At 55.1% G+C, this 15,627-nt stretch carries 21 protein-coding genes; 19 read left to right on the plus strand and 2 right to left on the minus strand.

What is annotated here, in order from left to right; all coding sequences use genetic code 11:
* Positions 1 to 119: 119 nt before the first annotated feature.
* The 5 genes from PspR76_RS07185 (at position 120) to PspR76_RS07205 (ending at position 2,964) form a co-directional block, all read left to right on the plus strand.
* The gene (locus tag PspR76_RS07185; protein ID WP_159954574.1) at positions 120 to 767 is read left to right on the plus strand and encodes a hypothetical protein; all 648 of its coding nucleotides are present in this window, start codon (positions 120 to 122) and stop codon (positions 765 to 767) included.
* A 70-nt stretch (positions 768 to 837) separates the two neighbouring features.
* Complete coding sequence (locus tag PspR76_RS31205; RefSeq protein WP_237235735.1) at positions 838 to 1,566, plus strand: hypothetical protein; 729 nt, start codon at positions 838 to 840, stop codon at positions 1,564 to 1,566.
* A 2-nt stretch (positions 1,567 to 1,568) separates the two neighbouring features.
* A complete protein-coding gene (locus PspR76_RS07195) occupies positions 1,569 to 1,955 on the plus strand; it encodes a hypothetical protein (protein ID WP_159954575.1) in 387 nt (128 codons plus the stop codon).
* 56 nt (positions 1,956 to 2,011) lie between these two features.
* Positions 2,012 to 2,437, plus strand: a complete 426-nt coding sequence (locus PspR76_RS07200; protein WP_159954576.1) for a structural protein — start codon at positions 2,012 to 2,014, stop codon at positions 2,435 to 2,437.
* The gene (locus tag PspR76_RS07205) at positions 2,434 to 2,964 is read left to right on the plus strand and encodes a lysis system i-spanin subunit Rz (protein ID WP_159954577.1); all 531 of its coding nucleotides are present in this window, start codon (positions 2,434 to 2,436) and stop codon (positions 2,962 to 2,964) included. Before PspR76_RS07200 ends, PspR76_RS07205 begins: the two co-directional genes overlap by 4 nt.
* Here the strand turns inward: PspR76_RS07205 and PspR76_RS07210 are convergent.
* Together PspR76_RS07210 and PspR76_RS07215 are read right to left on the minus strand one after the other, a co-directional pair.
* Entirely contained in the window at positions 2,945 to 3,298 is a 354-nt protein-coding gene (locus tag PspR76_RS07210; protein WP_159954578.1) for a hypothetical protein, read from the minus strand. The two genes, PspR76_RS07205 and PspR76_RS07210, sit on opposite strands and share 20 nt — an antisense overlap.
* A gap of 651 nt (positions 3,299 to 3,949) precedes the next feature.
* Positions 3,950 to 4,225: a DUF3077 domain-containing protein gene (locus PspR76_RS07215; RefSeq protein WP_159954579.1), complete on the minus strand. Its 276-nt coding sequence runs from the start codon at positions 4,223 to 4,225 to the stop codon at positions 3,950 to 3,952.
* A 641-nt stretch (positions 4,226 to 4,866) separates the two neighbouring features.
* Between PspR76_RS07215 and PspR76_RS07220 the strand changes: the two genes are divergently transcribed.
* From PspR76_RS07220 to PspR76_RS31015, 14 genes are all read left to right on the plus strand, one after another.
* Complete coding sequence (locus tag PspR76_RS07220) at positions 4,867 to 6,588, plus strand: hypothetical protein (RefSeq protein ID WP_159954580.1); 1,722 nt, start codon at positions 4,867 to 4,869, stop codon at positions 6,586 to 6,588.
* Positions 6,585 to 8,303, plus strand: a complete 1,719-nt coding sequence (locus tag PspR76_RS07225) for a hypothetical protein (RefSeq protein WP_159954581.1) — start codon at positions 6,585 to 6,587, stop codon at positions 8,301 to 8,303. Before PspR76_RS07220 ends, PspR76_RS07225 begins: the two co-directional genes overlap by 4 nt.
* A gap of 143 nt (positions 8,304 to 8,446) precedes the next feature.
* Complete coding sequence (locus tag PspR76_RS07230; protein WP_237235736.1) at positions 8,447 to 8,818, plus strand: immunity protein Imm33 domain-containing protein; 372 nt, start codon at positions 8,447 to 8,449, stop codon at positions 8,816 to 8,818.
* A 200-nt stretch (positions 8,819 to 9,018) separates the two neighbouring features.
* Positions 9,019 to 9,753, plus strand: coding sequence for a LexA family transcriptional regulator (locus PspR76_RS07235; protein ID WP_094949894.1), 735 nt, complete (start codon positions 9,019 to 9,021; stop codon positions 9,751 to 9,753).
* A 600-nt stretch (positions 9,754 to 10,353) separates the two neighbouring features.
* A complete protein-coding gene (locus PspR76_RS07245; protein ID WP_159954583.1) occupies positions 10,354 to 10,692 on the plus strand; it encodes a phage holin family protein in 339 nt (112 codons plus the stop codon).
* A 23-nt stretch (positions 10,693 to 10,715) separates the two neighbouring features.
* Positions 10,716 to 11,231, plus strand: coding sequence for a hypothetical protein (locus tag PspR76_RS07250; RefSeq protein WP_159954584.1), 516 nt, complete (start codon positions 10,716 to 10,718; stop codon positions 11,229 to 11,231).
* A gap of 3 nt (positions 11,232 to 11,234) precedes the next feature.
* Positions 11,235 to 11,843, plus strand: a complete 609-nt coding sequence (locus PspR76_RS07255; RefSeq protein ID WP_159954585.1) for a phage baseplate assembly protein V — start codon at positions 11,235 to 11,237, stop codon at positions 11,841 to 11,843.
* A 12-nt stretch (positions 11,844 to 11,855) separates the two neighbouring features.
* Complete coding sequence (locus PspR76_RS07260) at positions 11,856 to 12,188, plus strand: phage baseplate protein (protein WP_028619075.1); 333 nt, start codon at positions 11,856 to 11,858, stop codon at positions 12,186 to 12,188.
* Positions 12,185 to 13,180: a baseplate J/gp47 family protein gene (locus tag PspR76_RS07265; protein WP_159954586.1), complete on the plus strand. Its 996-nt coding sequence runs from the start codon at positions 12,185 to 12,187 to the stop codon at positions 13,178 to 13,180. Before PspR76_RS07260 ends, PspR76_RS07265 begins: the two co-directional genes overlap by 4 nt.
* A complete protein-coding gene (locus PspR76_RS07270) occupies positions 13,177 to 13,905 on the plus strand; it encodes a phage tail protein I (protein WP_159954587.1) in 729 nt (242 codons plus the stop codon). Before PspR76_RS07265 ends, PspR76_RS07270 begins: the two co-directional genes overlap by 4 nt.
* Entirely contained in the window at positions 13,902 to 14,435 is a 534-nt protein-coding gene (locus tag PspR76_RS07275) for a hypothetical protein (RefSeq protein ID WP_159954588.1), read from the plus strand. Before PspR76_RS07270 ends, PspR76_RS07275 begins: the two co-directional genes overlap by 4 nt.
* 25 nt (positions 14,436 to 14,460) lie before the next feature.
* Positions 14,461 to 15,099: a hypothetical protein gene (locus tag PspR76_RS07280; protein ID WP_159954589.1), complete on the plus strand. Its 639-nt coding sequence runs from the start codon at positions 14,461 to 14,463 to the stop codon at positions 15,097 to 15,099.
* A gap of 10 nt (positions 15,100 to 15,109) precedes the next feature.
* Complete coding sequence (locus tag PspR76_RS07285) at positions 15,110 to 15,367, plus strand: tail fiber assembly protein (protein ID WP_237235737.1); 258 nt, start codon at positions 15,110 to 15,112, stop codon at positions 15,365 to 15,367.
* An 84-nt stretch (positions 15,368 to 15,451) separates the two neighbouring features.
* Complete coding sequence (locus PspR76_RS31015) at positions 15,452 to 15,625, plus strand: hypothetical protein (RefSeq protein ID WP_174245595.1); 174 nt, start codon at positions 15,452 to 15,454, stop codon at positions 15,623 to 15,625.
* Positions 15,626 to 15,627: the final 2 nt, after the last annotated feature.

Here is a 15,627-nt window from a genome sequence, read left to right on the forward strand (position 1 = left end):
AGGCAACTTGAGTGCCAAATTGGTGAGGGTATTGCCTACGTGAGGAACTATCTTGCGTCTAACCCTAATGACTCTATCTCCCAGGCAACAATGCGATTAATGGTTGCGAGGTGGGCTTGATGAGCTATGGGCTAACAGTTATCAATGACTCAAGTGTAGTGTCTATTGATTCGGAATACGCACGGCTTTGCGTATTCCATAAGGGGACTTACACCGCGAACGTAGGCATAACGTTTCAGAACGTTGTAACTACCCAGGAACCTCCGCTTGTTTTTATAAGGCCCCAGAATAACGGTGCATTCATACAGCTGGGCTTGACTCTAGGCGGTTCCGCCGGTGCTTGGGCCGGAGCCACTGTTGTTTCGGGGCAGGCTCACTCTGGGGAAATATTTGTAGCGGCATTTTCATCAAAACCCATAACTTCATATGGATTGCGGATGTGGGATGCTGACTCAAAGCAGATATTTGACTCTGGAACTCAAGCTGTAATTTTTACTCGCGCGGTTCAAAACTGGAGTTATACACATACTACCTATAGCTCTCAGGGGTTGCCGACAAATTGGTACGCTATTACTTTGAACTACGCGCTTGGTGATTACCTAATGATAAATAACGCGAGAATGCCCATGATGGGGGCAAATAACGAGACCCGCTCCGGGGGACTTAGGTATGATTTTGCATCTTCCGTTTTGAGATTTAGTGTTACAACGGTTTCAAATCCATTTTACTTCTCGCTCCAGGCTATTTTCGGAAAGATTGCAGTCTGACATATGACTCTGTAATAAATTGAAGTTTTATACGCCGCCTTGATCGGTTTTTTATTGCTTGGAGAAAGTTATGGTTTGGCAACGAGCAGGAACTGTTTCTGTGCAAAATGGCAGCACTACAGTCATCGGCACGAACGTAGATTTCGCCGCAAGTAGCAGGAACGGCGACTCATTCGTTGGCCCAGACGGGGCGACTTATGAGTTGGCGAACGTCGCAAGCTCCACCGTTATCTCGATCCTGCCAGAGTACAAAGGGCCAACTGTAGCCGGCGCTGCCTACGCCATCATGCCGGTGCAGGGCTACGACAAAATGCTGTCGGATGCCTTCAATAACTTGAATAACCAGTTCGGTTCGAAGCTGGCGGCGCTGGGCACCACGGGCAACTACGACATTCTGCCTGTCAGCAAAGGCGGTACGGGTCGCGCATCGGTCGGCACGGCAATTGACTCGGATGTTACGACCGGGGCCATATCCGGTACTGCGGGGCAACTTCTTAAAGTCGGTGACTTCGGTATCGGTTCTACCTCGGTTCCTTATATAGCAAACGTGAACGAGATCTCAAAGGCAGGGATTTATAAGTTCGACTCTAATACCCTGGCTCTTCCGTCGGGATTCGGCACCGTCACTCATTGCGCTTATGACGCATCCAGCAGCAACTGGACGCAGCAGGCCTTCTATATGAACTCTTCTGTGTCCTATTTCAGGCAGTCAATCAACGGATCAATAAGCGATTGGGCGAAGGTTTACACCACCGCCAATACCACCCGAATGGCCGACGGTACACTCAAGGCGATCTGATCATGGCAAGAGCAGCTTTAAATATCGTCGGCAAGACCGGCGAGAAGTATTTCATGGACTCAATGGGCGGCACCGACGTTGGTTGCTACCGCAAAGACGTAGGCGTGTATTGCGTCACCGGCAGCCAAGGCATGGTGCCTTATCCCCCTGAGGATGTGGGCTGGGGCTACACACTTCACCCATCCGAGAGCCGGGCAGAGGTGGAAACGGATTTTCAAGATGGCCTGCTCACCATTTATGTGACCATGCGCGGCGCGCCATACGACCTCAAGACCATAATCACTTTGCACATTTTGGTGCCAGACTTGCCTGCGTCGCAGAATCCGCCAATCGTCAGCACCGCGTCAGCGGGAGATCCTCAGCCACTTGGCGATACCGCTGAATCCTGAGAAACGCCAGAACACCACGGCCGCCTTGAGCGGTTTTTTTTCGCCTGGAGAAAAGCATGCCTATCACCGAAACCCGTGGGGTGCGCAATAAGAACCCCGGCAACATCGACTACAGCCCGGCCAACCAGTGGCAAGGCCAGCTCAAGCCCGACCCGTCCATCGAGAAGCGCTTCGCCAGGTTTGACACCGCCGAGAACGGTATCCGCGCCCTGGGCAAGGTGCTGCTGACGTACCAGCGCAAGCATGGCTTGAAGACCGTGGAGGCCATCATTGGCCGCTGGGCGCCGAGCGGGGAGAATGATACGGCCGCTTACGTCGGTGCCGTCGAAGCGAACACCGGTACCCGGCCAGGTGCCGAAGTCGACCTGACGCGGCCGGCGGTGATGACCGGTTTCGTCAAGGCGATCATCCATCACGAAAACGCGGGGTATGCCTACCCTGATGCTGTGCTGGCTGAAGGCGTGCGGCGGGCGCTGGCATGATGCCTGCGCAGAAACTGGTCGGGCTGGCTGTGTTGGTTATGGTGCTGATGGCCGGTGCCTGCGGCGTGACCTGGCAGGTTCAGGACTGGCGCCTGGGGAAGAAGCTCGCCGAGCAGCTCACGGAGCAGGGCATTGCGCACCAGAAAGATCTGGACGCAATCACCGGCGAGGCCTGGCGTCAGCAGGCCGCCGAGCAAGACAAGCGGCTGGCCACTGAGCAGCAGCTCGCCACCGTGGACCAACAACACACCAAGGAATTATCCGATGCCCAGCGCAATCAGGCTCTGCTGCGTGATCACCTTGCTACTACTGAACTGCGGCTGTCAGTCCTTATCGACGCCACGGATTCAGCCAGTGGCTGCGACGTGCCTGCCGCCCCCGGCGCCGCAGGCGTGGTTCATGCAGCCCGTCGAGCCCAACTTGACCCAGCGCATGCTCAAAGAATTATCGCCATCACCGACGATGGGGATAACGCCGTGATCGCGCTGCGTGCGTGCCAGGCGTACGTCAGGGCTGTGGCTCGGTGACGTTCTTCAACTCCATTAGCAGCCGCTGATTCTCCCTGAGCAGATAGTCGCGCTGTTCGGCAACGAGTTTCATGCTGAGGATGGCGGGCTCGGAGCATTTCTCTTTGAGCGCGTCGATCTCGACCAGGGCAGCCGTCAGGGCTTCTTCCGCTTTGGCCTTGCCGGTGGCCAGCGCGTCATTCATCTGCACCAGCCCGGCGATATTCTTCCGCGCCTTGCTCAGCAGCGCCTGGGCTTGGGTCAGCTCGTCCTCCAACAGGGCGCACTGGTGTTTATACATTTCCAGGGGCGTAGGGCAGCCGAGCCACGCGGAGGTGTCTTCGTCGATGTTCATGGTGAGGTAATCCGAATGCTGTATGCACATACAGTAGTCGAGGCGTTACGGATTTGGGAGTGGTGTTCGTCGGCAGGACGCCGGGGATGGTGTATTTCTGTCTAATACTACCTGTAGCTAACTCGATTTCATTGGCCTTAAAGCCTCAAAAATCGCGGTATGGTTTTAGACATAGGAACCGCGAAAGCCACGCTCTACATGGCTTTCGCATCGATCAAGCCCATACTGCTGCATCATTGGCGTGTGGGAAGACAGATCGGACGTGTTTTTACTCATTGGATAGTAGGCAAATTCGTTGAAAGTGATGGGGCAAAGGGGGCGCTTGGTCCAGTGTCGATCAGTTGCGCAGCGCAGGTTTCCAAACGACGCAGGCCGATGTGGGAGCTGTCGAGCCCTAGCGAGGCTGCGAAGGGATCGCCGCGCTGTACCGGCAGGCCGCAGCCCCTGCATCGCTGAAGTTCGAAAGCTCAACATCGTGCCCAATCGTGGTCGCTTAACTGATCGGCATCGGGCGCTTGGCCCAGCATTTTTGCGATGGGCGCAAGGTTAACACGCGAAGTCGGGGCTTCGCAGGTCGCAAACGGTTAGGTAAAACACAAAAAAGGGCGGTGCATTTAACTAAATGCGCCGCCCCTTTCTTTCTTCCGGCTGTTACTGAAGGTTACCGGGCGAATCCAACACCTTCACCACATCATCCACCACCGCCTTCACCATCTCCTGCAAGTAATGCGACGCCCAGGCGTAACGGTCCGTCTCCTTGGTCATCGCCGCATCTTCTGCGAGCTGCTTGGCAACGTGGAGGAGGTCGGAGGCGTGGTGCAAGGCTTCGTGCAGGGAAACACCGCTGTTGACGCGGAATAGAGGTTGGTCGGAGTGGAAGGAGAAGGGGGTGACGCCGAGGGTGGTTAGATCTTGCGCAGCGTTCATAAAACACCTCCGAGCGCGGAGGAAATGAACCGGGAAGGATGACGCCGTTTGGTGCGGTAACTGTAGAAGCACATAAGTGAAAATTCCTTGATTTGAGGAACTGCCACGAACCTTCTCACAGGTTTGGGTGGCAGCTGTGCGCAGGGTGAGAAACCGGCAATCAAGGCAACCGGTAGACCCGAAGGTCTCCCACGCACAGCCGCCATAAAACGATATCGCAGACGAAAAAAAACGCCGCGATAGGGTTCTTGGGCGCTTTGCGCCTTGATTTGCTCGGGTTCTCACACCCGGTCGCTGAATTTGCAGCGACCGGGGGAGGTTAGCGTGATGGTGGGGTGGGTGCAACTGGGAAACGGCGGACGTCTTTACTTTGCCAGTTGTCAGCGAACCCATGCAGGAGGATATGCCTAGGAAATGATCACCTAAAGATGTCAGCCCCCTGGCTAGTGGCTTAAAGGTGAAGGCAGCTTTCGGCCCAGAAGCAGAAGTTTGCGAGTGGCGGCTGAGGGCTGACCACCGCCTGTCAATACAACAGAAATAGGCCCGGAGCTGGCGTCTAATGTCCAGATGGTAGAGAGTGATCTCTAGCGGCGGAAACGTAGTGGCACACTAGTCTAATAGCTGTATTGACGTGAGGGGACATGGACGTGGCACCGACATCTACAGAGTTAGTTAAGTTGTACGAGTGCGGAGAATTCGCCAGCCAAATGGCCCACCGGTTCGGATTGGGGAGAAGTGCAGAAACTCATTTGGTCGAGGAACTGTGCATAACACTGCACAACTCAGGAGCTATTGACCTATTAGCCCTTGTTGAAGATCGCACCCTGCAGGAGCTTCCAGGAACCGAGTTCTTTATGGCGTCATATTTTTTTTGCCGTCTTTTGCCGGAGTTAGACGCGACCCCTGAGCGAATGATGCGCTGCGTTGATGGATTGGTAACTCGCGGAGGAAATGACGGTGCAGCCAATGAACCCAATGCAGCATTCCGCAAATGGTGCGCGAGCGTTCCTCTGCGTGCTCTTGAAGTTATCGCCGCAGCGCACGAAGGTAATGAGCTCGCCATCCAACATCTCGCCTTCGCATTAGAGGCTATCAGTAACCTCAGCGAAGCGCGTCGAATGGCAATTGAATATGAGGACATTCGTCGCCAAGCCGCCATCTCTGCCCTAGGACGTATCGATCACAAAGGTTCAGAGGAGTGTGGCGAGACGTTTGCAGTTTTCCATTCACTACTTGATGGCAGCATTGGCGATGCTACAAGAGCAAGTGTGCTGCATGCGTCGATGGAAATTCTGAATCGCGGCCAAGATGTTTCGTCTGCTGATGCGAACTCGCTAATAAGTCGGATAGTGAGCGAGCCCGGTCAGTTCACTATACATCAGTGTGCACGTGCACTCTGGTCGTGCCGACAAGCACTTACTCAAGATATCGTTTCTTTCTTGCTGGGTGCATTGGAGCACTTGGACTCGGCAAATAAAGGAACGATTGAGGAGGTAGATCTAGGCCTTCATGTGCTATTGGAACTCGGGTTTGATGAATCGGCCGTTTCTTTCGTAACTATGCTTCTCTCACGTCCAGATAATGAACTAGAACTTGAGGCTTTTGATAGCTTTACTCACAATCTGCTATCCGGCTCTCCGGGTCTTATTAGCCGAGTCGTGGTGAAGTGGCTTCAGCTGGGCTCGCCACAACTGTGTAACGGACTTGCCAAGGCTATAAAGGGCCCCGGACTGGATGGTGTGCCACTGAGCCTTCAGGCTGATGACCTAGCTCTCCCTCCCTCCACACAATTGTTTATCTGTCGAAAAGCATTGGGTTGGTTCTTCTTTAAACCGACTACGGGAGCATCCGTCCTAGTCTCTGTATTGCGAATTTGCGATTCAGACACAGCTCAAGAGGTACAAAACCTGTTGGTTAATCCATTGCTTCAAAACTATGGAGGTGTGCGGGAATATCTGGAAAACCTTGCTACGGAGGATGCAGCGACCAAAGCTGTTTCTGGGGCTCTTGCTCAAAATTTGGCTTATCTCGATGCAAAGCGTTCAGTTCCACTTCTTGTTGAGCTGCAACCAACCGAGCACCATCGCCGTATTGAGCGCTTGCGTATATCAGATCAGATGAGGGAAGCGTATAAAGGGGCGGAGAGTGATTCTGTATTCTTGGGACTGGTGAGCCGCTCCGTGCTGCTCTATGGCAATCGCTCACTTAGTTTTATCGACGATGGCCAAGACGGGCTTCGCCACGTGGAGGTCGATCTTCAGTCCCATGGTATTTCCTACGAGATGCCGCGAATGGAGGTCGTTGATCCCATTGGCCTTGACTACATCCTCCGCGTCTTCCGCAATGAGAGGATGGAAAAATGAAGCTAATGATTCGGGACTATTTGGCTTCTCTGAAGGAAAGGGATGAGCTGGATGCGGTGTTACCAGACTTATTGAGTGAATTAGGTTTTAACGTCTATTCACGTCCTCAAAGAGGAACAAGCCAACTTGGTGTCGATATTGCGGCCATTGGAAAGGACGATGATGGTGAGAAGAAGCTCTTTCTGTTTTCCGTCAAACAGGGTGACCTGACCCGTCAAGACTGGGACGGCAATCCGCAGGCTCTACGATCATCATTAGATGAGATCTTAGATGCGTACATCCCCCACAGAGTTCCGACTAGATACAAAGATCTGAAGATTGTTATCTGTCTCGCTTTTGGAGGTGATGTAAACGAGCAAGTACGAGAGAAGTTAACAGGATTTATCGACAAAAACACTTCGACGAAAATTGCTTTTGATGAATGGAATGGCGATAAGATTGCAGGAATGATTTTAAGAGGAATTCTCAGGGAGGAAATCCTTCCAAAGCCATTGCGTAGCAGCTTTCAGAAAGCTGTCGCTATGGTCGATGAATCAGACGTCTCTTATGAGCACTTTAGTCGCCTTGCTGGAAACCTATGTAAGGCTGGCATGGTGTCGGGAAAATCCCGTATACGCTCTGCCCGACAGTTAAATATCTGTCTGTGGATCCTGTTTGTTTGGGCCCGTAGTGCAGGCAACATCGAGTCGCCATATCGTGCAAGCGAGCTTGCACTTTTGACGACCTGGGAATTGCTCCGGCCTACCCTTGGTAGCAATGGGCGGGAGTTGAAAGCACTCAGCATCGTTGTTCGTCAGTTGATCGAGCTACATCTTACTATTTCTATGGAGTTCATCGAGCAACGTGTGTTGCCGTATGCCGAGATCCCCCATGGGATATCAATGGCCACTGGGTCCAGAAGTTCGTTGGATGTGAACTTAGCGCTATTTGAAGTACTGGCTCGCATTGGCTTGGCAGGGCTATGGCTCTACTGGCTAGGAGAGCGGGGCGATGAGGCATACAAAGATCAGATAAGCCACCGCGTCGCACAACTCACTCATACGGGACTAGAGCTAATTAAAAATAACCCCATACTATTTCTGCCGATAACAGATCCGCAAGGAACCAGTATTGCCCTTTTCCTTCAGCTTTGGCTGGTTAGTGGGCTTGATGCGACGGGAGTAACTTCTTGGCTTCAGGAAATGGCAAAACGCCTAACGTTCACCATTCACACAAGGGGTCGTTATACCACCTCTCTCTCAGACTACCGTGATCTTGCTGACCACCCTCGTGATAGATCCGACAACTATTTCAAAGAGGCGACGGCGGGCAGCACAGTCGTTCCCCTGATCGCCGTTTGGCTGCATGCCCTTGGTGCAACAGAGGCCGTCGAGGCTCTAAGCCGTCTTGCACGGAAAGAGTTAAAACACTGTACGTTACAACTTTGGTTGCCTGATGCCTCGTCGGAAGAGAAATTCTATGTAGGTGACAACTCTCATGGACGAGCAATTTGTGGATTGCCTTTGGATAAAGGGGGACAGAAGTTACTCGCAACTATCGCAGAGGCATGCAGTATGAATGCAGACTTGCAGAATTTATCGCCTGTCAAATCAGGCTTCTGGCCGGTCGTAATGGTCGCCTGCCACCATTATGATTTGCCGGTCCCTCCTGGGTTCTGGATCAATTCATTATTGGATCCAGAGTCGAAACCAGAACTGGAGGCCGATCAAATTTGATTTCGATTGGTCTTGAATTCAGTTTTCGGCCAACACTGTGGTTTGTCCGCTCCTGGCCGATTTCTGCCTGATATGATTGACCGACATCGACCCACTCAGGCCAGTCGTGACAGGTAGATCCCTGCCATGAAAGTGCGAACTGTATGGCACCCAAATGTGTGGAGAAAATCGCTGTGCGAGTAAGGAATGAGCAAAGCATTTGTGAATGGCAGGGGGTTACCCCTGATCGACCACAATCTGGGTCAAAAATCGGCATAGCGTTGGGGACTCTGGGGCTTCAGCCCATAAATGGGTTAAGGGTTAATCCGGATAACGGTACGAACGGTTGGTACCTGTGGTGCGGTATGGAGTGGTCTGAGGCTGACGATTTTTTTTCACCCCTGCATGTGGACCACATCACTGACTATCTACCGGAAGTTGTCGGATATCTTGATTTGCCGCCAGGCTATCGTTTTTACATCGACGGCAATAATTTTGAAGACGTTTGGCTTGACCCAGAGTTGGTACGCACTTGACTCGTCCGGTGAATTGACCTGAGTTTTCATAGACACATTGAATGAGTACTTCTGGTCGATAGCAGCCTCTCAGATTTTGAAATTGACGAGTGCCCAGGCCCCCATAGCTTACTGACGCGTTGGTTAACGGTTTCTAAATTTGCATAAATTATGCAAATTAGCATTTGCCAACCCCAAAATCCCCCGTCATCATCCCCCTTATGCAAAAACGCAACGTTTCAACCGTCTTAAGAGAACTCCTAGACCGCGACCGGATCTCCCCCACGGAGCTTCACCGGCGTACTGGCGTGCCTCAATCCACACTCTCGCGAATCCTCAGCGGCAAGATCGTTGATCCGTCGGACAAGCATATCTCGCGCATCGCCGAGTACTTCCGTGTCAGCACCGACCACTTGCGCGGGCGCGCGGCGGTGGGGGCTTTGCGGGATGACGGGCGTGACCCGATGCATTCGGAACTCAAGGACATAAGCCTGTGGGACGACGACACGCCCGTTAATGATGACGAGGTGTCGATCCCCTTTCTGCGTGAGGTTGAATTGGCTGCTGGATCAGGAAGATTCGTCATCGAGGAAAGCGAGAAGGCCAGCTTGCGTTTCGGCAAGCGCAGCCTGCGGCATAACGGTGTGCAGTTTGACCAGGCCAAGTGTGTAACGGTGCGCGGCAACAGTATGTTGCCGGTGCTGCGCGACGGCGCGACGGTCGGGGTGAACGCAGGCAAGAGTGGCATTGGCGATATCGTCGATGGCGACTTGTATGCCATCAACCACAATGGCCAGCTGCGGGTGAAACAGCTCTACCGCCTGCCTTCGGGGATTCGCCTGCGCAGTTTCAATCGCGATGAACACCCGGATGAGGACTACAGCTTCCAGGATATCCAGGATGAGCAGATCAGCATCCTCGGTCATGTGTTCTGGTGGGGCATGTACGCCCGTTAACCTCCTTACGTAAGACAAAGCCCGCCAGTGCGCGGGCTTTTTTTCGCCTGTAGAAAACCACCAAACCCTTAACCCACAAGGCCTGAAATGCACTCGTGCATTTCGATAGTGAAAATAAATGCATTTGCGCATTGACTGTATATGCATACATGCATATTCTTCATCTCAAGCCAGCCAACAAGGCCTGGTGGAGGCGGCAAGGATGCTGCCAAGGAAGACAAGGAAGGCACGCAACATCGGCAAGGACGCCATCGAAGCGATGGCAGGGAAGCCAGGCAACACCGGCAAGGATGCCGACGCTCTTTAGTTGTACCGCTTCAAGAAAACAGGCAGCGATGAACCGGCCTTAACGGTTCAGAGGGTTGGCAACTGACCCGGGTGTGCAGCGTAAAGCACCAGAAGCAGTTATCCGGCAGACAGGGATCGTGGTCGGAAAAACATCTTAGGAAAGAACCGTACCGCGCCAGTAGCGCCGAACGTTCGAATCTGGACCGCATTACTGAAAAGCCCGGGCCACCGGGCTTTTTGGAATGCCTACCCATAAATGGATTTACCCAAACACCGGCCCGTTGCCGGTAGTGCTCAGCCAGGAGGCGTGACATGACAAACGAGCAGCAAGCGTTAGCGGAAATGCCTATCTGGCTGGTGATCGTACTGGCGCTGATCGGCGGTGTATCCGGTGAAATGTGGCGCGCCGACAAGGAGGGCGCCCGTGGTTGGTCGCTGATTCGGCGCCTGGCCCTGCGGTCCGGGGCGTGCATGGTGTGTGGGGTTTCTGCCCTGATGCTGTGCTACGCCGCCGGTATGTCGATCTGGACGGCCGGCGCCATTGGTTGCCTGACCGCCATGGCCGGCGCCGACGTGGCCATCGGCCTCTATGAACGCTGGGCCGCCAAGCGTATCGGCGTTAACCAAGGCTCCGGCCAGGACCCGCAATAACCGTTGCAAGGACGCTGATCAAAATGGACCTTATCGAAAAACCCTCCCAATTGCCCCAATCCATCGGCGACGCACTGCGCGCCGCCTTCCCGGACTTGAAGGTCGGTAATCATCAGGACTTTCAAGGCACCGGGGATAAAACCGGCGTGCTGATCACGGTCGAGGGCAACGGCCCGGGCATTCGCTCCCGTGAGGGCCGTAAAGCTCACGCCTTGTCGATTTCGCTCAAGGCCATGGTCGCGCCGGGTGCATTGCCGTTCGATGCCTGCGATTTGGCCAGCCAACTAATGGACCTGGTGCTGGATAACCGCTGGAACCTGCCACGGGCTCAGTGTGATTTGCCGACCACTATCGTTGCGGCTCCCTCACTGCATGCCACCGCAGAAACGGACTACGACACCTGGACCGTTTCCTTCACGCAAACCCTCTATCTCGGACCGGTGCTGCTCAACGATCCCACGGGCCAACCGCTGTTTGCCCGCACCTGGGAAGTCTCGAACATCAACGACCCCGATCAATACAAACCACTGGCGGAGTAGCCCATGTTCGACGCGCTGTTACGCATGCAACTGGGGCCGATCATCGAGCGCTTGGCGGAGATGGAAACCCAGCTCGAAGACCTGTATCGACGCGCTGAAAGTTTCTGTCGGATTGGCACCTGCCAGGCAGTCGACGCCGCCAGCAGTACCTGCAAGGTCAGTCACGGTGACCTGCTCTCGCCATCGATCCGTTTTTTCAACCCCAGCGCGGGCGCGCAGAGCGAAACCCGCATCCCATCGGTGGGCGAGCAATGCCTGTTGCTCAACTACGGCGGCGGTGAAGGTGGCGCGCAGTCTGTGGCCTTGTTCGGTCTTAACAGTAGTCTGTTTCCGCCGGTTTCCAGCGTTGCCTCGCTGACCCGACGCCGCCACCAGGACGGCACCCAAAGCGAGTACGACGACGCCAGCCACACCTTCAACTGGGTCAACGGCCCCACCACCTTCAGCGGCTCCCGCGAACAGGTCGACGTCAAGGTCGGCGCCGCCAGCCTGACGATCAATGCCCAGAGCATCACCCTGCAAATCGGCGGCACCCGCCTGTTGCTGGACGCCGGCGGCGCGCACTTCAGCGGCCCGGTGGTGGACCACCAAGGACGCGTCATCAGCCCCTGATAAGGACATCCCATGATCGGAATCGACAGGAACACCGGGGCAGCCGTCGATGACTGGCTGCAATTCGTGCAGCGCGCCACCCGAGCGCTGACCACCCCCGTAGGCACTCGCCAGAAACGGCCGCTGTACGGCTCACTGATCCCGCAATTGCTCGGCCAGAACCTCGGCGACGACCTGCTGATCCTCGCCCAAAGCCACGCCGCGCAAGCGTTCTACAACACCCAGAACGGCATCGCCGACTTTCAACCCCAGGTCATCGTCGCCACCCGCCAGGGCGCCGGTCTGTTGCTGCGTTTTGCCGGCACCTGGAAAAACCGCCAACAAACCTTCGAGGTCGTGACATGAGCATGCTGATCCCCGGCCAGAACCAACTGGCCGAACCGGCCATCATTACGGTGGATGAGTTCGAGCCGTTGCTGGCGGAATTCAAGGCGTTCGTGGTCGATTACGTCGCCACCCGCGCGCCGCAAAGCGCGGCCAAACTCAAGGTCAGCCTCGACAACGAAAGTGAGTTGCTGACTCTGGCCCTGGAAGCCTTTTGCGTGCGGCTGCAAACCCATGAGCGCAAATACAACGCCCGCATCAAGCAGATGCTGGCGTGGTGGGCCACCGGCAGCAACCTGGATGCCCGCCTGGCCGATATGGGCCTGGAGCGCCAAGTGCTTGACCCTGGCGACCCGGCTGCGTTTCCACCCGTACCGCCGACGTTGGAAAGCGATGACGACGCACGCCTGCGTTATTACCTGGCGCCACATGCCCCGGCAGCGGGGTCGCGAATGCAGTATCGGCGTGAGGTTTTCACTCTGGGCGAGCGGCCGTCGGTGAAAGTGCAAAGTGCCACGCCGGGCGTGGTAACCGTCAGCTACACCTTTGACCCGGACGGGTATGCGGCGCAGGTCAAGGACGGCAATGGGCGTCGAACCGCGCCCGGCGAAGTGATGGTCACTGTGCTTTCAAGGGAAGGCGACGGTACGCCGTCCACCGATTTGCTTGACGGCGTTCGACGCCATTTCGCACGGCCGGATGTACGACCGGAGACCGACCTGGTCAGCGTACAAGGCGCGCAAATTTTGCCTTACAAAATCCGCGTGGTCGCAAAGATCAACGCCGGCCCGGATTCCGGACTCACGCAAGTCGCCGCGCAGAAACTGCTGCAGGACTACGCACAGTCCTGTCATCGCCTGGAAGGGCGGGTTGATCCGAGCTGGATTGACTATGCGATTCACAGTGCAGGGGCTGCGCAATTGCAGATCCTCGAACCCCTGGCGCCGATCATCTGCACCGCATTCCAGGCGCCGTATTGCACGGGGGTTGAAGTGGAGGTGCATACGCTATGAGTGAGCCAAAAGCGAGTTTGTTGCCGGCCAATAGTTCGCCGCTGGAAAAGGCGTTGGATTTGGGGTTTGGCAAGTTGTTGGACCGCGTGATGCCGCCGTTTCCGGCGTTGATGAATCCGCTGCAAACCCCGAGCGAGTTTCTTCCTTATCTGGCCGCCGATCGTGGTGTCAGCGAGTGGGATGCGGACGCCATCGAGGAAGAAAAGCGCCTGACGGTGGCCTTGTCCTGGCAGATCCAGCGCCAGGCGGGTACGCCCAAGGCCCTGAATTATGCCGTGGAGTCACTGGGTTTCACCCCAAACATCAGCGCCTGGTATCAACAGCGGCCGTTGGGTTTGCCCTACACGTTCGACGTGCAGGCAATCATCGGGCGCAGTTGGTCCAGCGGTGATCACAATCGACTGATCCGCCGAGTCAATGCCGCACAAAGTGAGCGTGACCAAGCGACGATCACAATCGTGCATGAAACCTCTCAGGGGTTCCGGCTCGCCGCGGCGGCTGATCCGGGGCTGAGCATTCGGGATGACAGCCAGCCGGGTGCCTTGCCCGAGGTGAAGCTACACAGCATCACGTCCATTAGCAGCGCAGCCCACACACCACTGACGGATGGCGAGTTGCAGCTGGGAGGCGTATTGCCTGAATTCGGGCTAGCCGCCCGGCTTAACAGTGCCGGTTTTGCCCGGTACTTCACTATTAACGACTACGACCTCAGGGCGCAGCCATGACAGATGACATTACGCGCCTGGTGCGCTTCACCTCCAAGGGTTTGGATGAAGTGCTGCAGGCAAAGAACCAAGGCTTGAAAGGCGAAATCACCCACGTCGGCGCTGGCACCGGCCGCTACAACCCCGATGGCACAGAAGTGGCCTTGCGCGATGAGCGCCAGCGGGTCGCCATCGTGGATTACGAGGACCTTGGCGACCGACAACTCAGGATGGCTGCGCTGTTTGATGGCGAGGCTGAGTATGAAATTGGCGAATTCGGTTTTTACCTCGCCAGTGGGACCTTGCTGGCGGTGTATTCCGTAGCGGGGAAGTTGCTGACGTATAAAGCGGCAGCGGCGCGTGTACTGCAAAAGTTCACGTTGGATATTTCGCCGCTGCCAGCGAACAGCGTGACGATTGTGGTGGGGAGTGACAACCTCAATATTTTGTTGGGGGAGGATATCGCGGTACTGGCGACGGCGAATATCGACAACATGGCACGTCATACTGAATTGCTGTTTCGTGTGATGTCGTTGGAATCGCGCCGTTAAACATAACTAGTTCAGGAGTTTGAATATGAGTCTAGAAACGACTATTGCGTCGCTGGTGACAGCGGCGAATAACTTGACCACTTCGGTCAATGGAAAAATCGGCAGTATAAACTCGACGATGGCTGGCGCGTTGGCGCAGTTTAACGAATGGCGAAATCTCAAGGATGTTGAGGGGAGCGCTAATGCGATTGGCTCTGTACGGCGTAATATTTTTCAGGGGCATGTCTATACTACCGGTGGGATAGATGGGCTGGGTGCGCCTATGAGTGTTTTGTCGGACGGAGATTTCGAATCGACTGATTTGGGCGGTCTTGAAAAGGTATACGTGCATTTCAAGTTGCCATTGAATATTAACGTTAGTTCTGAAATGTTCTGGTTCAATATTCAGGGGTACAGCTACGGAACCGCTAAAATTATTGATGAGACGGTGGTGGGGTATTGCTATAAGCCCAATAGGTCCATTATGAATGTTTCGACGTTTGGTAATATGACGCCCGCAGTTTACGCGGATGCCAATGGGAACGTCGTAATGCGAATTCTGGTTCCAAATATCTATTATACGACTGTGCGGGTCGACACGATGAGAGTGGGTAATGGTCGGCTTTTTAATGTGGGCGAACTGAAGTCTAAGTTGTCGCGGACTGAAAACGTTGTATTTAACTGAGGTGACTAATATGTCCGATACAGCTATTGACCAGACCCAAACCGCGCCACTTGCGTTTCCGATGCCGGAAGTGGAGTGGGCCGCTACTCGTGCCCGTCGTGATCAATCTCTACGCGCCACCGATTTTACCCAGTTGCCGGACTATCCGGCCACCGACGCACAGCGTGCTGAAGTCGCGGCCTATCGCAAGGCATTGCGCGATATTCCTGAGCAGGCAAGTGACCCCTCGAAGCTGATATGGCCCGCGCTGCCAGCCTTCCTGAAATAACCCACCGCGAAAGCGGTTTTTTTTCGCCTCTCAAAGCCCCTCCCCGCAGGGGCTTTGGCGTTTTCCATTCGGAGAGTTCCAACCATGCACAACCGCCAAACCTACACCGTCCTCATCCCATTCCCCATCGGAGGTGGCCATTGGTCCACCGCCGGCGAGGAGCTGGAACTGCTCGACGTCGAAGCATCCGCGCTACGCACCGCTGGCCGCCTGGAACTGACCAGCGTCCTCAACTCCACCCCCAAGAAGGCTGACTAACC

It is taken from the genome of Pseudomonas sp. R76 (genome assembly GCF_009834565.1).
GTDB lineage: Bacteria > Pseudomonadota > Gammaproteobacteria > Pseudomonadales > Pseudomonadaceae > Aquipseudomonas.